The organism is Prescottella sp. R16, from assembly GCF_030656875.1.
Classification (GTDB): Bacteria; Actinomycetota; Actinomycetes; order Mycobacteriales; family Mycobacteriaceae; genus Prescottella.
Genome location: NZ_CP130943.1, coordinates 2,958,060 through 2,978,693, shown reverse-complemented (window position 1 = coordinate 2,978,693; position 20,634 = coordinate 2,958,060). Strand labels below are relative to the sequence as shown.

Here is a 20,634-nt window from a genome sequence, read left to right as displayed (position 1 = left end):
ACGTGCCCGAGGGGCACACCCTCCATCGGCTCGCACGGGAGCATCGACACAGGTTCGTCGGTGCTCCCGTGCGGGTGTCGAGCCCGCAGGGACGGTTCGAGGCCGGAGCCGCCGCCGTCGACGGCCGGACCCTCGAACGATCCGAGGCCAACGGCAAGCACCTGCTGCTGCACTTCGACGGCGGCCGCACCGTCCACGTCCACCTCGGCCTGTACGGGCGGTTCGACTTCGCGTCGACCCCGCTCGCCGACCCCGTCGGACAGGTCCGGATGCGGATGATCGGCGCCGCATCGGGCGCCGACCTGCGCGGCCCCACCGCGTGCGACATCTACGACGCCACCCAGATCGCCGCCCTCGAAGCGAGACTCGGCCCCGACCCGCTGCGCGCCGACGCCGACCCGGACCGGGCGTGGCAGCGGATCTCCCGTTCCCGCACCCCGATCGGGGCGCTGCTCCTGGACCAGTCGGTCCTCGCCGGCGTCGGCAACGTGTACCGCGCCGAAGTCCTCTTCCGGCACGGCATCCACCCCGATCGGCCCGGACGGCACGTCGGCCGCGCCGACTGGGACGCGATGTGGACCGACCTCGTCGCACTCATGGCCGTCGGCGTCGACGCCGGGGTCATGCACGTCGTGCGCCCCGAACACGACCACGGTGCCCCGTCGTACGCGCCGGACCGGCCCCGCACCTACGTCTACCGCAGAACAGGATCGGCGTGCCGCATCTGCGGCACGCCGATCGCTCACACGGTCATGAAGGGCCGGAACCTGTTCTGGTGTCCCGGCTGCCAGCCGGACTAGAAGTCCCCGAAGTCCATTCCGCCGCCGTCGAAGCCGCCACCGAAGTCGTTGCCGCCCCAGTCGCTGCCGCCGTCGCCCATGGCACCGTAGTCGGTGTCGCCGCCCGAGTAGTCGTCCCCGCCACCGAAGTCGTCACCACCCGCATCGCCGCCACCGGCGTCGGAGCCGTCGCCGGCACCGCTCTCGAACGACTGCGCGTCGTACGGGACGCCTGCCATGCCGGAGAACATGGCCGAGAACAGGAGCATCGAACCGACACCCCACGCGCCCGCGACGAGGGCCGGCTTCCACCACGGCTCGGAGTACCAGCCGGCGGGGACGGGGCGTCCGGCGACGCGGCCGCCGGGGTAATAGTTCGGGGTGGCCGCGGACGGGTTCGGCGACGCCGACACCTGCCGGCCCTCGAACTCGATCTTCCGGTCCTCGGTGACGGCACCGGCGGACTGCTGGCCGTCGATGCTCGGAATCTCGGGGCCGGGATCCATGTCCATCGCGGTCCGCGCGGCCCGGATGTAGTAGAGGCCCTCGAGTGCGGTCTGCTTGGCCAGTCGCGCCTGCACCGGGGTCGCGGCCTGCTCGATCTGCGAACCGGCGGCGGTGTAGCGCTCGGACGCGTCGGCGAGTGCCTGCTTGGCGGCGTCGTTGCTGCCGACGAGGTTGTAGACCTGTCCGCCGAGACGCTCGATCGCCTGGCGAGCGTCCGCCTTGGCGTCGTCGAGACGGTTCGCCGAATGGCCCCGGTTCCTGTTCTGGCTCTTCGCGACCAGGAGGACGACGACAGCAAGGACGGCGACGATGAGGAGGAATTCCACGGGATGCCTTCCGGAGGCGGCAAATCGGACAACATCCAGGGTACCGGGGCTCGACGCCGACAGGTCGGCGTCGAGCCCCGGATCGAGACGAAATCGTTGGTGGGACGAGTGGTGTCACGCGCCGGCGGCGGCGTTCAACCGTTCGAGCGTGCCCGTCGCCTCCAGATACTCCTGCACCCAGCGTTCGATGACGGCCGACGTCTTCTCCACCTTCGTCAGCTGGCCGACGACCTGACCGACCGGGTTGAACGCGACGTCGACGGTCTCGTCCGGGTACTTGTGGGTCGCGGCCACGGCCATCCCGGACACCATGTACTGCAGCGGCATGCCGAGTGGCTCCGGGTTGCCCTCCTGCTCCCACGCCTCGGTCCAGTCGTTGCGCAGCATGCGGCACGGCTTGCCGGTGAACGAGCGGCTGCGGACCGTGTCGCGGCTGGTCGCGTTCGCGTACGCGGCCTGCTGGACGGCGGTGTTCTCGGCCTCCTCGACCATCAACCACTGCGAGCCCGACCATGCGCCCTGCGCACCCAGGGCCAGCGCGGCCGCGATCTGCTGGCCGCTGCCGATGCCGCCGGCCGCGAGCACCGGCACCGGCGCGACCTCCTTGACGACCTGCGGCCACAGCACGATCGAGCCGACCTCGCCGCAGTGGCCGCCGCCCTCACCGCCCTGCGCGATGATGATGTCGACGCCGGCGTCCGCGTGCTTGCGGGCCTGATAGGGGGAGCCGCACAGGGCGGCGACCTTGCGGCCGGCGGCATGAATGTGCTCGATCATCTCGACGGGCGGGGTGCCGAGCGCGTTCGCGATGAGCGTCACCTTCGGATGCTGCAGTGCCACCTCGACCTGTGGGGTGGCCGTCGCCTCCGTCCAGCCGAGCAACTGCAGGGCGTTGTCCTCGCCGGGAGCGGGCAGGGGCACGCCGTGGTCGGTGAGGATCTTGCGGCCGAAGTTCAGGGTCTCCTGCGGCACCATCTTCTGCAGCATCGTCGTCAACTCGTCCGCGGACAGGTTCGAGTCCATGCCCTCGTACTTGCCGGGAACGACGATGTCGACGCCGTACGGGCGGTCGCCGATGTGCTCGTCGATCCACTTCAGCTCGATCTCGAGCTCCTCCGGTGTGAAACCGACGGCGCCGAGGACGCCGAATCCGCCGGCCTTGGCGACTGCGACCACGACGTCACGGCAATGGGTGAACGCGAAGATCGGGAACTCGATCCCGAGGTCGTCGCAGAGAGGGGTGTGCATCCGGGCGCTCCTTGCGTGAGGGCCTCCACCGGCCCGTGCCGGGCGGGGAACCGACAGAAATCTGTAACAGGTTCCAACTTAGGGCGGGGGAGCGGTGCGGGGTGGGGAAACGCCCGAAACGTGCGAGGTCGATCCGGAACCGATCGGATCGGAAAGTGTGCTGCGTCACATGTGCGACGGCCGTGGCGGCGACGTGAAAAAACCCCGGTCCGCCTGCGTTTCCGCAGGCGAACCGGGGTTTCCCTCGTGGAGGGGATGACGGGAATCGAACCCGCGTAATCAGTTTGGAAGACTGAGGCTCTACCATTGAGCTACATCCCCGCGCATACGACATTGTGGGATCGCCAGTGATGCCGTGTGCGAAAACAGACTGTACCCACCTCGCTTTGGAATTCCTAATCGGGGAGCCGTAGGATTCTGCGCGGGTCGTCGCGAGGATTGCGAAGTCCTGGTTCGAACGGGGTGTGGCGCAGCTTGGTAGCGCATCCGCTTTGGGAGCGGAGGGTCGCAGGTTCAAATCCTGTCACCCCGACCAACATGTGCGGCGGGGCCGGAAACGGTCCTCGCCGCACAGCGGTACCGGACATCGAACAACGAGCACCACCACATGAAGGAGTCAGATCCGTGAAGAGCACCGTCGAGCAGCTCAGCCCGACGCGAGTCCGTATCAACGTTGAGGTGCCCTTCGAGGAGCTCAAGTCTGATTTCGACAAGGTCTACAAGACGCTCGCGCAGCAGGTTCGTCTCCCCGGCTTCCGCCCGGGCAAGGCTCCGTCCAAGCTGATCGAGGCCCGCGTCGGCCGTGGCACCGTGCTCGAGCAGGTCGTCAACGACGCCCTGCCGGCCCGCTACTCGGAGGCCGTCTCGGCCAACGACCTGAAGGTCATCGGCCAGCCGGAGATCGAGCTCACCAAGCTCGAGGACGGCCAGGAGTTCACCTTCACCGCCGAGGTCGACGTCCGCCCCGAGATCACCCTCCCGGACTTCGCGACCGTCGCCGTCGAGGTCGACCCGATCGAGGTCACCGACGAGGCCGTCGCCGAGCAGCTGCTGTCGCTGCGCCAGCGTTTCGGCACCCTCAAGGGCGTCGAGCGGGCCGTGCAGGACGGCGACTTCGTGTCGATCGACCTGTCGGCCACCGTCGACGGCGAGGCCGTTCCGGAGGCCGCCACCGAGGGCCTGTCCCACGAGGTCGGCTCCGGTCAGCTGATCGAGGGCCTCGACGAGGCCGTCATCGGCCTCGAGGCCGACGGCTCGAAGGACTTCACGTCCAAGCTGGTCGCGGGTGAGCACGCCGGCAAGGACGCGGTCATCACCGTCACCGTGAAGTCGGTCAAGGAGCGCGAGCTGCCCGAGGCCGACGACGAGTTCGCCCAGATGGCGAGCGAGTTCGACACCCTCGCCGAGCTGGAGGCCGACCTGCGCGAGCGCGTCGGACGCGTCCGCAAGGTCGAGCAGGCCGGTCAGATCCGCGACAAGGTGCTCGAGCACCTGCTCGACACCGTCGAGGTTCCGCTGCCCGAGGCCGTCGTCAAGGCCGAGGTCGACGCCGCCCTGCACGACGCCATCCACGGTCTCGACCACGACGAGGCGAAGCTCGCCGAGATGCTCGAGTCGCAGGGCACCACGCGTGAGCAGTTCGACGCCGACGCCAAGGAGGCTGCCGAGCGTTCGGTGAAGACGCAGCTGCTGCTCGACGCGATCGCCGACGCCGCCGGCACCACCGTCGGCCAGGACGAGCTCACCGAGCGCATCCTGTTCCAGGCGCAGCGCTACGGCATGGCTCCGGAGCAGTTCATCCAGCAGATCCAGCAGGCCAACCAGCTCGGTGCCGTCTTCGCCGACGTCCGCCGCGGCAAGGCCCTCGCGGGTGTCGTCGAGGCCGCGACCGTCACCGACACCACCGGTGCGGCGGTCGACACGGCCGAGATGTTCGGTACGGCTTCGGACGACGCTGCCGAGGACGAGACTGCCGCGGACGCCGAGGCGGCCGAGAAGGAGTAGTTCTCCGGCGGCGGTGACGCCGCCTGTGGGAAAAGACTTTTCCGCTTTCAGCGAAGTAGGGCGGCACCGGGACTCCGGTGCCGCCCTACTTCGTTAGTGTCTGTGTCAGGAACAACGATCTTTCGAGAAGGCAGGTACCGTGACTTACCAGAATCCCGCCATGACCTCGGCCACTTCCGGCCTGAATCTCAGCGACTCGGTGTACGAACGCCTCCTTCGTGAGCGCATCATCTTCCTCGGTACGCAGGTGGACGACGACATCGCGAACAAGCTGTGCGCCCAGATCCTGCTGCTGTCGGCGGAGGATCCGACGCGTGACATCAGCCTGTACATCAACTCGCCGGGCGGGTCGGTCACGGCGGGCATGGCCATCTACGACACGATGCAGTTCGCCGAGTGCGACGTCGCGACGTTCGGCATGGGCCTGGCTGCGTCGATGGGCCAGTTCCTGCTCTCGGCCGGCACCAAGGGCAAGCGGTACGCGCTGCCGCACGCGCGGATCATGATGCACCAGCCGTCCGCCGGTATCGGTGGCACCGCGTCCGACATCGCGATCATGGCGGAGCAGTTCGCGCACACCAAGCGGGAAATGGCTCAGCTGATCGCCGAGCACACCGGTCAGACCGTCGAGCAGATCACCGCAGACTCCGATCGTGACCGCTGGTTCACGGCTCAGGAAGCGCTCGAGTACGGATTCGTCGACCACGTCGTCTCCCGTGCCCGGCAGGCCGGTGGCGCAGGCAACTAGCCGCCCGCCGTCCCGTCCCCGAAGCCCAGACCATTCTTGGAGAACTGATGACCAACATGTTCGATCCTCGCGCACTCGGCGGCCAGGCCCCGGCCGGTGCCCAGTCCCGCTACATCCTGCCGTCGTTCATCGAGCACTCCAGCTACGGCGTCAAGGAGTCCAACCCGTACAACAAGCTGTTCGAGGAGCGCATCATCTTCCTCGGCACGCAGGTGGACGACGCCTCCGCGAACGACATCATGGCGCAGCTGCTGGTCCTCGAGTCGCTCGATCCGGACCGCGACATCACGATGTACATCAACTCGCCGGGTGGCTCGTTCACGTCGCTCATGGCGATCTACGACACGATGCAGTACGTGCGCGCCGACATCACGACGGTGTGCCTCGGGCAGGCGGCGTCGGCGGCAGCGGTGCTGCTCGCGGCCGGCACCCCCGGTAAGCGTCTCGCGCTGCCCAACGCCCGCGTGCTGATCCACCAGCCCGCCACGGGCGGCATCCAGGGTCAGGTCTCGGACCTCGAGATCCAGGCCGCCGAGATCGAGCGGATGCGCCGTCTGATGGAGACGACCCTCGGCCGGCACACCGGCAAGGATCCCGAGGTGATCCGCAAGGACACCGATCGCGACAAGATCCTCACGGCCGAGGAGGCCAAGGAGTACGGGATCATCGACAACGTGCTCGAGTACCGAAAGTTGTCCGCCCAGAAGTGATGTGGCGCCCCCGGCCCGTCGGTCGCACGAAGGATCCGTGTGACCGGCGTGCCGGGGATTCGTAGCGGCCGGGCCGCAACACGCGTGAACGGTCGACCCCGTTCCGGATCTGCGGGTACGGTCTCACCAGGAGCTCTCGAACCCGGTGGGGGAGGCGGAACCGCCGTACGGTGGAACTCGCGGACCGTGACGGGCTCGCACGGAGACAAGGAAGTAGGGACCTAACGAGATGGCACGCATCGGTGACGGCGGCGATCTGCTCAAGTGCTCGTTCTGCGGCAAGAGCCAGAAGCAGGTCAAGAAGCTCATTGCGGGACCTGGGGTCTACATCTGCGACGAATGCATCGATCTGTGCAACGAGATCATCGAGGAAGAACTCGCCGAGTCGAGCGAGGTGAAGCTCGACGAACTGCCGAAGCCGGCCGAGATCCGGGACTTCCTGGAGAACTACGTGATCGGCCAGGATGCCGCGAAGCGGACGCTCGCGGTCGCCGTCTACAACCACTACAAGCGCATCCAGGCCGGTGACCGTGGCCGGGACGCGCGCGGCGAGACCGTCGAACTGGCGAAGTCGAACATTCTGATGCTCGGCCCGACGGGCTGCGGCAAGACGTATCTGGCGCAGACGCTCGCGAAGATGCTCAACGTGCCGTTCGCGATCGCCGACGCCACCGCACTCACCGAGGCCGGCTACGTCGGTGAGGACGTCGAGAACATCCTCCTGAAGTTGATCCAGGCCGCCGACTACGACGTCAAGCGTGCCGAGACCGGCATCATCTACATCGACGAGGTCGACAAGATCGCTCGTAAGTCGGAGAACCCGTCGATCACCCGCGACGTGTCCGGTGAGGGTGTGCAGCAGGCGCTGCTGAAGATCCTCGAGGGTACGCAGGCGAGTGTTCCGCCGCAGGGCGGACGCAAGCATCCGCATCAGGAATTCATTCAGATCGACACGACCAACGTGCTGTTCATCGTCGCCGGTGCGTTCGCGGGCCTCGAGAAGATCGTCTCCGACCGGGTCGGCAAGCGGGGTATCGGTTTCGGTGCCGAGGTCCGCTCCAAGGCGGAGATCGACACGCAGGACCACTTCTCCGAGGTCCTGCCCGAGGATCTCATCAAGTTCGGGCTGATCCCCGAGTTCATCGGCCGGCTGCCTGTCGTGGCGTCGGTGACGAGCCTCGACAAGGAATCGCTCGTGCAGATCCTGTCCGAGCCGAAGAATGCACTCGTCAAGCAGTATTCGCGGCTGTTCGACATGGACGGGGTGGAGTTGGAGTTCACTGCCGACGCCCTCGAGGCGGTGGCGGATCAGGCGATCCTCCGGGGCACCGGCGCCCGCGGCCTGCGCGCCATCATGGAGGAAGTGCTGCAGCCGGTGATGTACGACATCCCGAGCCGTGACGACGTCGAGAAGGTCGTCGTGACCGCCGAGACCGTCAACGACAACGTGCTCCCGACGATCGTGCCCCGCAAGACGGACCGCGAGCGCCGCGACAAGTCGGCCTGACACCGGCCGCGACAACGCGGACATCCACGACATCGACACAACAGCACTGCCCCCGATCTCCGCGCGGAGGTCGGGGGCAGTGCCGTTTTCACGGGGTCGGCCGAGCTGAAGGGACCCTTCGTACGTGCTCGGCGCACAAAGGGTCCCTTCGGCTTCAGGCGGAGACGTTCGCCTTGTTTTCCTTGCTCAGCAGATCGAGCGCGATGTCGACGATCATGTCTTCCTGGCCGCCGACGAGGCTGCGCTTGCCGACCTCGAGGAGGATGGTGCGGGCGTCGAGGCCGTAGTCCGCGGCCGCCTTCTCGGCGTGCCGCAGGAAGCTCGAGTACACGCCGGCGTAGCCGAGGGTGAGGGTCTCGCGGTCGACGCGGACCGGACGATCCTGCAGCGGTCGGACGATGTCGTCGGCCGCATCCATCAGCTTGAACACGTCGCAGCCGTGCTCCCAGCCGTACAGGTCGGCGACACCGATGAACGCCTCGATCGGGCAGTTGCCGGCACCGGCGCCCTGACCCGCGAGGGAGGCGTCGACGCGGTACACGCCGTTCTCGACGGCGACGACGCTGTTGGCCACCGACAGCGACAGGTTCTCGTGCGCGTGGATGCCGATCTGGGTGTCGGCGTCGAGGACGTCCCGGTAGGCCTTGATGCGGGCGCGGACGTCGTCCATCGTCAGGCGTCCGCCCGAGTCGGTGACGTACACGCAGTGCGCGCCGTACGACTCCATGAGCTTGGCCTGCTGGGCCAGCAGTTCGGGGGCGGCCATGTGGCTCATCATGAGGAAGCCGGACACGTCCATGCCCAGCTCGCGGGCCTTCGCGATGTGCTGTGCGGAGACGTCGGCCTCGGTGCAGTGCGTCGCGATGCGAACCGACTGCACACCCAGCTTGTGGGCGTGCTCGAGCTCCTCGATGGTGCCGATGCCGGGCAGCAGCAGCGTCGTGAGCTTCGCGTTCTTCACGGCACCGGCGGCGGCCTCGATCCACTCCCAGTCGGTGTTCGAGCCCGGGCCGTAGTTGAGCGAGCCACCGGCGATGCCGTCACCGTGGGAGACCTCGATGGCGTCGACGCCGGCCTCGTCGAGGGCGGTGACGATCTTGGCCACGTTCTCCGGGGACATCCGGTGCCGGACGGCGTGCATGCCGTCGCGCAGGGTGACGTCCTGGATGTAGATCTTGGTGGACACGCTCAGACCTCCGCGGGGGTGTTGGTGCGCGCGGCGATCAGACGGCGCGCGATGGACTCGGCGGTGCGCTGGGCGGCCGAGGTCATGATGTCGAGGTTGCCGGCGTACGCGGGCAGGTAGTCGGCCGCGCCCTCGACCTCGAGGAACACGGTGACCTTCGTGGTGACCGGGCCCGAGCCCTCGGGCAGCAGGGTGTGGACCGGTTCGTCGGCGGCGACCGGCGTGAACTGGACCTCCTGCTTGAGGCGGTAACCGGGCACGTACTCGGCGACCCGGGCGGCCATCTCCTTGACGGAGGCGCGGATGGCCTCCTGGTCGGCGTCGCCGACGAGTGCGAGAACGGTGTCGCGCATGAGCATGGGCGGCTCGGCCGGGTTCAAGATGATGATGGCCTTGCCGCGGCCTGCGCCGCCGACCTGCTGGATGGCGTTCGACGTGGTCTCGGTGAACTCGTCGATGTTCGCGCGGGTGCCGGGGCCGGCCGACTTCGAGGAGATCGAGGCGACGATCTCGGCGTAGGGGACCGGGGTGACGGCGGAGATGGCGGCGACCATCGGGATGGTGGCCTGGCCACCGCACGTGACCATGTTGAGGTTGTCGAGGTCCTCGTCGAGGTGCTCCTCGAGGTTCACCGGCGGCACCACGAACGGGCCGATCGCGGCCGGGGTGAGGTCGATGATCTTCTTGCCGTACGGGGCGAGCTTCTCGCAGTTGGAGATGTGCGCCTTGGCGGAGGTCGCGTCGAGCACGATGTCGATCTGGTCGAAACCGTCGAGCGCGATGAGACCGTCGACGCCCTCCGAGGTGGTGGGCACGCCGAGACGCTCGGCGCGGGCCAGGCCGTCGGACGTGGGATCGATGCCGACCATGGCACCCATCTCGAGCACGTCGGACTTGTTCAGGACCTTGATCATCAGGTCGGTGCCGATGTTGCCCGGCCCGATGATGGCGACCCGAATCTTCTTCGAATCAGCGTTGTTCGTCACGATTGTCACGATTCCTTCCGGGAGAAAACTGCGGTGACGGAGCCGAGGGTGGACAGCTCGGCGCGGATGGTCACGCCGGGCGCGGCGGGAACCATGGGACCCAGGGCGCCGGAGAGCACGACCTGGCCGGCGCGCAGCGGCTGACCGTACTCGCGGGCGGTACGGGCGAGCCACTGCAGTGCGATCAGCGGATCGCCGAGGCAGGCCTCGCCGTTGCCCTCGGAGACGAGTTCGTCGTCGGCGTACATCTTCATCACGACGTCCTTGGGCTCGAACTCGTCGAGCGTGACCCACTTGTCGCCGAGCACGTACAGGCCGGACGACGCATTGTCGGCGACAGTGTCGGTGATGAGGATCTTCCAGTTCTCGATGCGGCTGTCGACGAGTTCGAGGGCCGCGACGGCGCCGGTGACGGCCGCACGGATCTGGTCGAGGTCGAGATCGCCCTCGGCGAGGTCGGCACCGAGACGGAACGCGACCTCGGCCTCGGCCTTGGGCTGGAGCATCCGCTCGGTCGGCACCTCGGGCAGGTCGGAGACGTCCATGTTGTCGAACAGGACACCGAAGTCCGGCTGGTCGACGCCGAGCTGGGTCTGCACGGCCAGCGACGTCGCACCGATCTTGCGGCCGACGACGACGGCACCGTCGGCGATCTGCCAGTCGATCAGCTTCTGCTGGACGCGGTAGGCGACGCCGATGTCGGACGGGCCGATGAGGTCGTTGATCGGTGCGCAGGCGACGCCGGTCTGGGCTGCGGTGGCGAGGCGCTTCGCGGCCTGGGTGATCGCCTCTTCGGAGATCGTAGGTGCGGTGTCAGGCATGGATGTCCTTGTCGTGGGTTGTGCGTGATTACGACTGTGCGTGACGATGCCCGCCGCGCGCGAGCATTCGGTTTCGCTGAGCGGAACTTACCTGTCGGTGCGGGTTTCCCGGCGGTGTGTCCCGCTGTGTGGTACCTGTCGAGTGGGGCCCGTACCGAGGAACTCAGGAGGCCGGCGTGCCCGATTACGGTAGAGCTGTCGCATTCGGTCACTTCCCGACTCCCGCCGCGGACGACCCCGCTGCGCTCGTGCGGTCCGCGGTGCTGTGTGACGAACTGGGATTCGACCTGATCGGGATCCAGGACCATCCGTACCAGGCCCGGTTCCTCGACGCGTGGACTCTGCTGTCCGTGCTCGGGGCCCGCACCAGTCGCGTGACACTGTTCCCGGACGTGGCGAGCCTGCCGCTGCGGCCGCCGGCGGTGCTGGCGAAGGCTGCGGCCAGTCTCGATCTGCTCACCGGCGGTCGGGTCGAACTGGGGTTGGGCACGGGCGCGTTCTGGGACGCGATCGCCGCGATGGGTGGGCCGCGCCGCACGCCGGGGGACGCGGTGTCGGCGTTGGCAGAGGCGATCGACGTGGCCCGGCAGATGTGGAGCGGGGAGCGCTCGGTGCGGTACAGCGGTGACTTCTACTCGCTCTCCGGCGTGCATCCGGGACCGGTACCGGCGCATCCGATCGGCATCTGGGTCGGCGGCTACAAGCCGCGCATGCTGAGGTTGGTGGGGAGCACGGCCGACGGGTGGCTGCCGTCGCTCGGGTTCGTCGACGTGCCGGGGATCGCCGAGGCGAGCAAACGCATCGACGACGCCGCCGGGGAAGCCGGACGGGCACCGTCGGACATCCGTCGCATCCTCAATATCAACGGCAAGTCGAATCGGGACGCCCTGGTCGACCTGTGCACGTCGCTCGCGGTCGAGCACGGTATCGACACGTTCGTGCTCGACTCCGACGGCACCGAGGCCGACCTGCGTGCCCTCGCCGAGGAAACGATTCCGGCGATCCGGCGGGCCGTCGCCCACGAACGTGGCTGACGGGGTGCGGTCAGTCCTGCCGCAGGTTGTCCCGGCGGGCGAGAGTGGCCGCGATACCGGCGGCCGCGGCCCGCACCTGGTGGGTGTGTGCCTCGGGCCGGAAGCGGGTGACGGGGCCGGTCACACTGACACCGGCGACCGGCCGGTCGTCGGCGTCGAGGATCGCGGCCGACACGCACACGATGCCGACCGCCGACTCCTCGTACTCGAACGCCACCCCCGTCTCGAGGATCGTCTCGAGCTGTCGGGCGAGCAGGCCCGGGGTGGTGATGGTGCGCGGCCCACGCCGCGGCAGCGGCCCGGACAGGGTGCGGGCCTTCAGGTCGGCCGGGGCGTGCGCGAGCATCGCCTTCCCGATCGCGGTGCAGTACAACGGCATCCGGCCACCGATCCGCGACGGAGACGCGGCCTGCCGGTGCCCGCCGATCTTCGCGACGTACACCACCTCGTCGCCCTCGAGTACCCCCAGGTGCACGGTCTCGTGGGTGCGCTCCCGCAGGTCCTCGAGAAACGGGGTGGCCACCTCGATGAGGCCGCGTTCGACGGAGGCGCGCATGCCCAGTTCGAACAGGTGCCGGCCCAGCCGGTAGCCGGCCCCGGACCGGTCGACGAGTCGGCTGCCCACCAGTTCGGCGAGCAGGCGGTGCAGCGTCGTCTTGTGCAGCCCGGTCCGGCGGACGAGTTCGGTGAAGCTCACCCAGTGGTCCTCGGCGGTGAACGCGTCGAGGACGACGACGACCTTGCCGATCACGGTGTTGGGGACGCCCTCGGAGCCGGTCACGGGATCGCCGACCGGATCGTCACGTGGCCCGCAGCAGCGCGACCGCGAGCGAGTTCAGCTCGATCTCGAACGCGGCCAGGTCGGGGGCGCCGCCGCTCACCGATTCCCGCTCCCACGACGCGAGCCCCGAGACGACGAACCGGGCCATGAGGGCCACCCGCCGGGCCCGGACGCTCTCGTCGAGGTGGGTGAGCTGTGCGCGGAGCCGCTCGAACAGTCCCTGCAGGATGTTCATACCGCCGACCCGCGGGAACCTCGGATCCTCCGGGTCGAGCGCCGTCGGACTGCTCACGAAATCCAGGTGGATGCCGGTGAGCCACTGTTCGTTGAAACGTGCCCAGTACGACGGTTCGGACGACTCGATCTCCACGACGAACGGGTGGATGTAGGCATGAACGAGGGCTGCCAGGGTGTCCACGGTGGTGTCGTCGGCGGGTGACTCGGCGTGATCCAGGGTCGAGAGCATCTCGGCGCGATGCGCATTGACGGTGTCCATGTGGGTGAGCCACACCGCCTCGAGCAGCCCGTCCCACGTGCCGAAATGGTAGGTGATCGCCGAGTTGTTCCGCTGCCCGGCCGTTCTCACGATCTCGCGGGCGGACACTCCGTGGAGTCCGCGCTCGGCGATGAGTCGTTCGGCGACACGGATGAGCATGTCGCGTCCATTGGGCGAGTGCATGACGGTCAGAGTATCCAATGCACTATGTTCACCAAGTTGAGACAAAGTTCTTAATCTGGAGGTGTTCTGTGTTCCGACCGTCGTCGACGAATCAGCGACGTACCGGTACCACCCGTGCCGGTGTTCTCACCGCCGTCGCGGCCACGACCGTCGCGCTGGTGGCCTCGGGCTGCAGCAGCGGCCCGTCGAACGAGAGTGCGGCCGCGACGCTCGAACCCGGGCAGTTGCTGTCGGTCCAGGAACTGCGCGGTACCCCGGTGCTGCCCAGCGCCGGCCGCAGCGAACTGATCACGTACGCGTCGCAGAACGCGCAGGGCGACCCCGTGGTCGTCTCCGGCACGGTGTCGATCCCGTCCGGTGCGGCGCCCGAAGGCGGCTTCCCGGTGATCAGCTGGGCCCACGGCACCACCGGTGTCTCCGACATCTGCGCGCCGTCCGCCGACACGATCGACGGCTTCGCACACGACTACCTGGCCGGCGTCGACCAGACCCTCGACAAGTACGTCGCCGACGGTTACGTCGTGGTCCGGACCGACTACGTCGGCATGGGTACTCCCGGCGGCCACCCGTACATGGACGGCGGCACCGAGGCCAACGCGGTCACCGACATCGTCCGGGCCAGCCGCGAACTCGACGATGCGGTCGGCACCCAGTGGTACGCGATGGGACACAGCCAGGGTGGGCACGCGGCCGTGTTCACCGCGGCGCAGGGCGCCGACCGGGCACCGGAACTCGACCTGCGCGGGGCGATCGCGATCGCCCCGGGCAACGACATCAGCGAGACCCCGCAGTACCTCGCGGCCGGTACCCCCGAGGTGGCGCCCGCCCTCGCGTTCCTGCCGCTGATCCTGCTGGGCGCCGAGGCCGCCGATCCGTCGATCGTCGCCGACGACTACGTCACCCCGGAGGCGCAGGTGCTGCTCACCGCGGCCCGCACCAGCTGCGTCGGGCAGATCCGCGACGTCATCGGGCAGGTCCCGCCGGACAAGGCGTTCGCGCCCGGCGTCGATCTCGGCAAACTCACCGACTACCTGAAGGCGCAGGCGCCCGGGGCGGTCACACCGACCGTGCCGACACTGGTACTGCAGGGCACGGCGGACACGCTCGTCACCGAGGCCATGAGCAGCTCGCTCGTGAAGAGCCTGTGCAGCAACGGCAGCGAGGTCGCGTACAAGACGTACGAGGGTGCCGACCACCGGGCGGCGATCCCCGCCTCGTACGACGACGCGTCGCAGTTCATGTCGGCGCTCGCGAACGGCGAGAAGCCGGCCGGCACCTGCTAGAGGAGGATGCGCTGCTCGCCGGAATAGACGTTCATCGTCTCCCCGCGCAGGAATCCGGCGAGCGTCATCCCGCGGTCGCGGGCCAGGTCCACGGCCAGTGACGACGGTGCCGACACCGCCCCGAGCACCGGCACCCCCGCGACCGCGGCCTTCTGCGCCAGTTCGAACGATGCGCGCCCGCTCACCACGAGAACCGCGTCGAACAGGGGGACCCGGTTCTCGGTGAGCGCCCAGCCGAGAACCTTGTCGACGGCGTTGTGCCGGCCCACGTCCTCGCGCACCGCGAGCAGGGTGCCGTCGGCGGTGAACAACCCGGCCGCATGCAGGCCGCCGGTGGCGTCGAACACCCGCTGGTGGCTGCGCAACGTCTCCGGCAGTGTCGACAGGGTCGCCGCGGAGATCTCGAAGCTGCTGTCGGACAGGTCGAATCGGCTGCGGACCGCGACCTCGTCGAGCGACGCCTTGCCGCACACCCCGCATGCCGACGTGGTGAGGAACGCGCGCCGGCCCCGCTCACCGGGATCGGGGACACCGGCCGCCAACGCGACGTCGAGCACGTTGTAGGTGTTGGCGCCGTCGGCGTCGACCCCGTCGCAGTAGCGCACCACCGCCACATCGGCGGCCGTCGCGACGATCCCCTCGGTGAGCAGGAATCCGTGCACGAGTTCGACGTCGTTGCCGGGGGTGCGCATCGTGACGGTGAGCGAGCGGCCGTCGAGACGGATCTCGAGCGGCTCCTCGACGGCCAGCGCATCCGGGCGGCGGCGGGTGCCGTCGGCGGTGATGCGCAGGACGGGGCGTCGGGCGGTGACCCGTCCCATCTAGCTGTTCCCGACGGGATCGAGTCGGACGACGATCGCCTTCGACACCGGTGTGTTCGATTTGGCCGCAACATGATCGAGCGGCACCAGCGGGTTGGTCTCCGGGTAGTAGGCGGCCGCGTTGCCGCGCGGCGTGCTGTACTCGACGACGCGGAATCCGTGCACCCGACGCTCCTCGAGCCGGCCGTCGGCGGTGGTCCACTCCGAGACGATGTCGACGATCTGCCCGTCGTGCAGGCCGAGTTCGGCGATGTCGGGGGCGCTGACGAAGACCACCTTGCGGCCGTTCTTGATGCCGCGGTAACGGTCGTCGAGGCCGTAGACGGTGGTGTTGTACTGGTCGTGGCTGCGCAGGGTCTGCAGGATCAGCCGGCCGGCCGGGGTGGGCACCCATTCGAGCGGGCTGACCGTGAAATTGGCTTTGCCGGTGTGGGTGGGGAACTCCCGCGAATCCCGTGGCGGATGCGGCAACTGGAAACCGTCCGGGCGGCGTACCCGCACGTTGTAGTCCTCGAAGCCGGGCACCACCCGCGAGATGGAGTCCCGGATCAGGTCGTAGTCGGCCTCGAACCGGCGCCACGGCACCGGGTGGTCGGCCCCGAGCAGCTCCCGCGCCAGCTGGCACACGATGGCGATCTCGCTGCGCAGGTGCTCGCTCACCGGGTGCAGACGTCCCCGCGACAGGTGCACCATCGACATCGAATCCTCCACCGACACCGCCTGTTTCCCGGTGTCCTGGACGTCGAGGTCGGTGCGGCCCAGCGTCGGCAGGATCAGTGCGGTGCGCCCGTGCACCACGTGGCTGCGGTTGAGCTTCGTCGACACCTGCACCGTCAGTTCGCAGTTGCGCAGCGCCTGCTCGGTGGCGGCGGTGTCCGGGGTCGCGGACACGAAGTTGCCGCCCATCGCCACGAACACGCGGGCGCGGCCGTCCCGCATCGCGCGGATCGCGTCGACGGTGTCGAACCCGTGGCTGCGGGGACTGGAGATACCGAACTCGGCGTCGAGTGCAGCGAGGAACTCCTCGGGCATCTGCTCCCAGATCCCCATCGTTCGATCGCCCTGCACGTTGGAATGTCCGCGCACCGGGCACACCCCGGCACCGGTCTTGCCGATCATGCCGCGGGCCAACAGCACGTTGACCGTCTCCTGGATGGTGGCGACGGCGTGCGCATGCTGCGTCAGGCCCATCGCCCAGCACACGACCGTGCGCTCCGAGGCGGCCAGCGCGGCAGCGGTCTCGTCGAGCTGACGCCGGGTCAGGCCCGTGGCCAGGGCGACGGTGTCGAGGTCGACGGCCCGCACGTGTGCCGCCCAGTCGTCGAACCCGGCGCAGTGCGCGTCGACGAACGCCCGGTCGACCACCGAACCCGGGTTGCGGTCGTCGGCCTCGAGCAGCAGCCGTCCCAGCCCCTGGAACAGGGCCATGTCGCCGCCGAGCCGGATCTGCAGGAACTCGTCGGCGATGGGGACGCCGTGGCCGACGACACCGCCGACCTTCTGCGGGTCCTTGAACCGGAGCAGCCCGGCCTCGGGCAGCGGATTGATCGCAATGATCTTCGCGCCGTTGGCCTTCGCCTTCTCCAGCGTCGACAGCATCCGCGGATGATTGGTGCCGGGGTTCTGTCCCGCGATGAGAATCAGGTCGGCCTGCTCGAGGTCGGGAACCGTCACCGAGCCCTTCCCGATCCCGATCGTCTCCGTCAGGGCACTGCCGGACGACTCGTGGCACATGTTGGAGCAGTCCGGCAGGTTGTTGGTGCCGAAACTCCGGATCATCGCCTGGTACACGAACGCGGCCTCGTTGCTGGTGCGGCCCGACGTGTAGAACACCGCCTCGTCGGGGGAGTCGAGGCCCCGCAGATGCTCGGCGATCAGCCGGTACGCGTCGTCCCAGCCGATCGGTTCGTACCGGTCGCCACCGGGCCGCACCACCATCGGATGCGTGATCCGGCCCTGCTGGCCCAACCAGTAGTCGGTGCGCTCGGCCAGCAGCGACATCGGATGCGACGCGAAGAATTCCGGTGTCACGGTGCGCAGTGTCGCCTCCTCGGCGACGGCCTTCGCGCCGTTCTCGCAGAACTCGGCGGGCTTGCGATGTCCGGGCGTCTCCGGCCACGCGCAGCCCGGGCAGTCGAAACCGTGCCGCTGGTTGAGGCGGGTCAGTGTGCGAGCGGTCCGCACGACACCCATCTGCTCGACCGCCCGCTGCATCGACACCAACACCGCCGGCACCCCGGCCGCGTAGTCCTTCGCGCTGCCGACGACCAGATCGTTTTCGTCGATGTCGTCCCGAGGTCCCTGACGCGTCATGGACCTATAGTGGCCCCGAAACGATTCCGATGCACGCGTACCGACACGCCGTCCGACGGTAGGCTCCCGGCATGCCTGTGCGTCCCGTGACCCGATCCGACATCCGTGCCGTCTCGGTGGCCCTCGCGGACGCGTTCGACGACGACCCCGTCATGTGCTGGATCCTGCCGGACCCGGAGCGCCGCCCGGCCGGCATGGCCCGCCTGTTCGGCGCCGAGATCCGTTACCACCACCTGGCCGGAGGGGGCGCCGAACTCGCATACACCGACGACGGCACGATCGTCGGGGGCGCACTGTGGGATCCGCCGGGACGGTGGAAGCAGTCGACACTGTCGTCGTTGCTGAGCCTGCCGACGCTGGCGCTGGCCCTGGGCCGGCAGCTGCGGGCCGGCGCCGAGGTCGACGGCGCACTCGATGCCGCGCACCCCACCGAACCGCACTGGTATCTCGCGTCGATCGGAACGTCGACGGCCGGCCGGGGCGGCGGCCACGGCACCGCACTGCTGAACTCGCGGCTGTCCCGGTGCGACGCGGACGGCCTACCCGCGTACCTGGAATCGAGCAAGGAAGGGAACATCCCGTACTACGAACGGTTCGGTTTCGAGGTGACCGGCGAGATCGTGATCCCGAACGGCGGGCCCACGCTGTGGCAGATGTGGCGTCGACCGCGGGACACCGGGCAGCGGTGAGCACGAGCATGACCCCCGACACCTCCTCGCCGGCCGTCCCCTCCACGCCTTTCCGCGACCTGGACGACTATGTGGCGCTGCCGCGCACGTCCGGGCTCGTGCTGTCCCCGGACGGCACCCGACTCGTCGTGACCCGGGCGGTGCTCGACGAGGCCGCCACGAAATATGTATCCGCACTGTGGGAGATCGATCCGTCCGGGGAACGCCCGGCACGCCGGCTCACCTGGGGCGCCACCGGGGAATCGGGACCCGTCTTCACCGACGCCGGGGACCTGTTGTTCCTCGCGTCCCGCCCCGGCCCCGACGACGGCGACGACACCCCGGCCGCGCTGTGGCGGCTGCCCGCCGACGGTGGTGAGGCCCACCGCATCGCGGCCCGCGGCGGCGGATTCACCGGTGTCCGCGCCGCCCGCTGCTCCCCGCGAACGGTGCTGCGTGGTGCCGTGTTCGGGGCCACCGCCGCCGACGACGAACGGATCCGCGGCGACCGCAAGGACAAGAAGATCACCGCGGTCCTGCACCGCGGCTACCCGATCCGGCACTGGGACCACGATCTCGGCGCCGACGTTCCACACCTCCTCGTCGGCCGCACCGACGGCAGCGGCAGTGGAGACGGCATCGACGTCGACGATCTGACGCCCGATCCGGGGGCAGCGCTGCGGGACGCCGACTACGACCTGTCCGCCGACGGCACGTTCGTGGTGAGCACGTGGACGGTGCCGGGTGCGCTCGGTGCCCGCCGCACGACACTGGTACGCATCGACACCGCGACGGGGGAGCGGACCGTCCTCGTCGACGACGCCACCGCGGACGCCGGGCACCCGATGATCGCCCCGGACGGCAGCAGCGTCGCCTTTCTGCGGGAAGCCCACGGCGACGCCGACAACGCGCCGCGAATCACGGTGCACCGCTACCGGTTCGACACCGGAAAGGTCGACGACCTCGCACCCGGGTGGGACCGCTGGCCCACATCGGTGACGTGGCTGCCCGACGGCACCGGAGTGCTCCTCACCGCCGACGACCACGGACGCGGCCCGGTCTTCGTGCTGCGCGACGGCATCCCGGAACCGCTCACCACCGACGCTGCGGCGTACACCGATCTGCAGGTCGCCCCCGACGCCGCGGCGGTGTACGCGTTGCGGGCCTCGTACACGTCGCCCCCGCACCCCGTCCGGATCTCGCTCACCGGCGACGACGCCGGCACCGTCACTCCGTTGCGCGCCCCGTCGGAGAACCCGCCGCTGCCCGGACGACTCACCGAGGTCGTCGCGCAGGGCGTCGACGGCACCCCGCTGCGCGGATGGCTCGCACTGCCGGAGACCGCGTCGGACGAGGCCCCGGCGCCGCTGCTGCTGTGGATCCACGGCGGCCCCCTGAACTCGTGGAACACGTGGTCGTGGCGGTGGAACCCGTGGCTGCTCGTCGCCCAGGGCTATGCGGTGCTGCTGCCCGATCCGGCCCTGTCCACCGGGTACGGACAGGACTTCGTGCAGCGCGGCTGGGGCCGCTGGGGCAAGGAACCGTTCACCGATCTCATGGCGATCACCGACACCGCCGCCGCGTTACCGGAGATCGACGCCACCCGCACCGCCGCGATGGGCGGCTCGTTCGGCGGCTACATGGCCAACTGGATCGCCGGACACACCGACCGGTTCGACGCGATCGTCACCCACGCCGGCCTGTGGGCCCTCGACCAGTTCGCGCCCACCACCGACGCCGCCTGGTACTGGGCCCGCGAAATGACACCGGAGATGGCGTTCGAGAACTCGCCGCACCTGTACGTCGCCGACATCGCCACGCCCATGCTCGTGATCCACGGCGACAAGGACTACCGCGTCCCGATCGGGGAGGGCCTGCGGCTCTGGTACGAACTGTTGTCCGAATCGGGCCTGCCCGCCGACGCCGACGGCACCACCGACCATCGCTTCCTGTACTTCCCCACCGAGAACCACTGGATCCTGAGCCCCCAGCACACCAAGATCTGGTATCAGGTGGTCGAATCGTTCCTCGCCGAACACGTCCTCGGTGACACCGTGCCCCTGCCCGACGCTCTCGGCTGATTCGTCCCGCTTCCCGCCCGGTCTTCGCTCCCTGCCGGGCCTGCTCGGCCGACCTTTCGCGTTTTGCGCACTTATCGCGTGTTTTCGTGCCCCGAAAGACGCGATAAGTGCGCAAAACGCGGGGGAGGGGGACGTCTTCGAGCCGGGTCCGG

At 68.9% G+C, this 20,634-nt stretch carries 18 protein-coding genes and 2 tRNA genes; 10 read left to right on the top strand and 10 right to left on the bottom strand.

Annotation, left to right across the window (positions count from 1 at the left end; all coding sequences use genetic code 11):
- Positions 1-2: 2 nt before the first annotated feature.
- Complete coding sequence (locus tag Q5696_RS13955) at positions 3-800, top strand: Fpg/Nei family DNA glycosylase (RefSeq protein ID WP_305091926.1); 798 nt, start codon at positions 3-5, stop codon at positions 798-800.
- Here the strand turns inward: Q5696_RS13955 and Q5696_RS13950 are convergent.
- From Q5696_RS13950 to Q5696_RS13940, 3 genes are all read right to left on the bottom strand, one after another.
- Positions 797-1,612 carry a DUF1542 domain-containing protein gene (locus Q5696_RS13950; RefSeq protein ID WP_305091925.1) on the bottom strand — a complete coding sequence of 272 codons (816 nt, stop codon included), beginning with the start codon at positions 1,610-1,612 and terminating at the stop codon, positions 797-799. The genes Q5696_RS13955 and Q5696_RS13950 overlap by 4 nt on opposite strands.
- Before the next feature lie 114 nt (positions 1,613-1,726).
- A complete protein-coding gene (locus Q5696_RS13945; protein ID WP_305091924.1) occupies positions 1,727-2,860 on the bottom strand; it encodes a nitronate monooxygenase in 1,134 nt (377 codons plus the stop codon).
- Between the two features lie 247 nt (positions 2,861-3,107).
- Positions 3,108-3,181: transfer RNA gene (locus Q5696_RS13940), tRNA-Gly, on the bottom strand.
- 137 nt (positions 3,182-3,318) lie between these two features.
- Here Q5696_RS13940 and Q5696_RS13935 point away from each other — a divergent pair.
- From Q5696_RS13935 to clpX, 5 genes are all read left to right on the top strand, one after another.
- Positions 3,319-3,395, top strand: a tRNA-Pro gene (locus tag Q5696_RS13935).
- A gap of 89 nt (positions 3,396-3,484) precedes the next feature.
- Positions 3,485-4,864 (top strand): trigger factor, encoded by a 1,380-nt coding sequence (tig, locus tag Q5696_RS13930; protein ID WP_305091923.1) that lies wholly within the window; start codon positions 3,485-3,487, stop codon positions 4,862-4,864.
- A gap of 139 nt (positions 4,865-5,003) precedes the next feature.
- Complete coding sequence (locus tag Q5696_RS13925; RefSeq protein WP_305091922.1) at positions 5,004-5,612, top strand: ATP-dependent Clp protease proteolytic subunit; 609 nt, start codon at positions 5,004-5,006, stop codon at positions 5,610-5,612.
- A gap of 47 nt (positions 5,613-5,659) precedes the next feature.
- A complete protein-coding gene (locus Q5696_RS13920) occupies positions 5,660-6,322 on the top strand; it encodes an ATP-dependent Clp protease proteolytic subunit (RefSeq protein ID WP_305091921.1) in 663 nt (220 codons plus the stop codon).
- 229 nt (positions 6,323-6,551) lie between these two features.
- On the top strand, positions 6,552-7,829 hold the full coding sequence (gene clpX, locus Q5696_RS13915; RefSeq protein WP_305091920.1) for an ATP-dependent Clp protease ATP-binding subunit ClpX: 1,278 nt from the start codon (positions 6,552-6,554) through the stop codon (positions 7,827-7,829).
- Between the two features lie 154 nt (positions 7,830-7,983).
- On the opposite strand, the gene dmpG is transcribed toward clpX, so the two are convergent.
- From dmpG to Q5696_RS13900, 3 genes are read right to left on the bottom strand one after another with little or no spacing between them, the layout of a single operon-like run.
- Positions 7,984-9,015, bottom strand: coding sequence for a 4-hydroxy-2-oxovalerate aldolase (gene dmpG, locus Q5696_RS13910; RefSeq protein ID WP_305091919.1), 1,032 nt, complete (start codon positions 9,013-9,015; stop codon positions 7,984-7,986).
- Positions 9,016-9,017: 2 nt separating this feature from the next.
- Positions 9,018-10,004: an acetaldehyde dehydrogenase (acetylating) gene (locus tag Q5696_RS13905; protein ID WP_305095293.1), complete on the bottom strand. Its 987-nt coding sequence runs from the start codon at positions 10,002-10,004 to the stop codon at positions 9,018-9,020.
- 2 nt (positions 10,005-10,006) lie between these two features.
- Positions 10,007-10,822: a 2-keto-4-pentenoate hydratase gene (locus Q5696_RS13900; RefSeq protein WP_305091918.1), complete on the bottom strand. Its 816-nt coding sequence runs from the start codon at positions 10,820-10,822 to the stop codon at positions 10,007-10,009.
- 176 nt (positions 10,823-10,998) lie between these two features.
- Between Q5696_RS13900 and Q5696_RS13895 the strand changes: the two genes are divergently transcribed.
- A complete protein-coding gene (locus Q5696_RS13895; protein ID WP_305091917.1) occupies positions 10,999-11,856 on the top strand; it encodes an LLM class flavin-dependent oxidoreductase in 858 nt (285 codons plus the stop codon).
- Positions 11,857-11,866: 10 nt separating this feature from the next.
- On the opposite strand, the gene Q5696_RS13890 is transcribed toward Q5696_RS13895, so the two are convergent.
- Positions 11,867-12,637, bottom strand: coding sequence for an IclR family transcriptional regulator (locus Q5696_RS13890; RefSeq protein ID WP_305091916.1), 771 nt, complete (start codon positions 12,635-12,637; stop codon positions 11,867-11,869).
- 19 nt (positions 12,638-12,656) lie between these two features.
- Complete coding sequence (locus tag Q5696_RS13885) at positions 12,657-13,316, bottom strand: TetR family transcriptional regulator (protein WP_305091915.1); 660 nt, start codon at positions 13,314-13,316, stop codon at positions 12,657-12,659.
- A 155-nt stretch (positions 13,317-13,471) separates the two neighbouring features.
- Between Q5696_RS13885 and Q5696_RS13880 the strand changes: the two genes are divergently transcribed.
- The gene (locus Q5696_RS13880) at positions 13,472-14,599 is read left to right on the top strand and encodes an alpha/beta hydrolase family protein (protein ID WP_514131071.1); all 1,128 of its coding nucleotides are present in this window, start codon (positions 13,472-13,474) and stop codon (positions 14,597-14,599) included.
- Here Q5696_RS13880 and fdhD read toward each other — a convergent pair.
- Complete coding sequence (fdhD, locus tag Q5696_RS13875; protein ID WP_305091913.1) at positions 14,596-15,420, bottom strand: formate dehydrogenase accessory sulfurtransferase FdhD; 825 nt, start codon at positions 15,418-15,420, stop codon at positions 14,596-14,598. The two genes, Q5696_RS13880 and fdhD, sit on opposite strands and share 4 nt — an antisense overlap.
- Positions 15,421-17,733: an FdhF/YdeP family oxidoreductase gene (locus Q5696_RS13870; protein WP_305091912.1), complete on the bottom strand. Its 2,313-nt coding sequence runs from the start codon at positions 17,731-17,733 to the stop codon at positions 15,421-15,423.
- A 71-nt stretch (positions 17,734-17,804) separates the two neighbouring features.
- Between Q5696_RS13870 and Q5696_RS13865 the strand changes: the two genes are divergently transcribed.
- Positions 17,805-18,422, top strand: coding sequence for a GNAT family N-acetyltransferase (locus tag Q5696_RS13865; protein ID WP_305091911.1), 618 nt, complete (start codon positions 17,805-17,807; stop codon positions 18,420-18,422).
- A gap of 8 nt (positions 18,423-18,430) precedes the next feature.
- A complete protein-coding gene (locus tag Q5696_RS13860; protein ID WP_305091910.1) occupies positions 18,431-20,482 on the top strand; it encodes a S9 family peptidase in 2,052 nt (683 codons plus the stop codon).
- Positions 20,483-20,634 lie beyond the last annotated feature (152 nt).

What these genes read in the sequence shown, in the direction of transcription:
- Q5696_RS13945 (WP_305091924.1), bottom strand. Translation starts at nt 2,860, where the DNA reads ATGCACACCCCTCTCTGCGACGACCTCGGGATCGAGTTCCCGATCTTC.
- Q5696_RS13920 (WP_305091921.1), top strand. Translation starts at nt 5,660, where the DNA reads ATGACCAACATGTTCGATCCTCGCGCACTCGGCGGCCAGGCCCCGGCC.
- clpX (WP_305091920.1), top strand. Translation starts at nt 6,552, where the DNA reads ATGGCACGCATCGGTGACGGCGGCGATCTGCTCAAGTGCTCGTTCTGC.
- Q5696_RS13900 (WP_305091918.1), bottom strand. Translation starts at nt 10,822, where the DNA reads ATGCCTGACACCGCACCTACGATCTCCGAAGAGGCGATCACCCAGGCC.
- Q5696_RS13885 (WP_305091915.1), bottom strand. Translation starts at nt 13,316, where the DNA reads ATGCACTCGCCCAATGGACGCGACATGCTCATCCGTGTCGCCGAACGA.
- fdhD (WP_305091913.1), bottom strand. Translation starts at nt 15,420, where the DNA reads ATGGGACGGGTCACCGCCCGACGCCCCGTCCTGCGCATCACCGCCGAC.
- Q5696_RS13870 (WP_305091912.1), bottom strand. Translation starts at nt 17,733, where the DNA reads ATGACGCGTCAGGGACCTCGGGACGACATCGACGAAAACGATCTGGTC.
- Q5696_RS13865 (WP_305091911.1), top strand. Translation starts at nt 17,805, where the DNA reads ATGCCTGTGCGTCCCGTGACCCGATCCGACATCCGTGCCGTCTCGGTG.
- Q5696_RS13860 (WP_305091910.1), top strand. Translation starts at nt 18,431, where the DNA reads ATGACCCCCGACACCTCCTCGCCGGCCGTCCCCTCCACGCCTTTCCGC.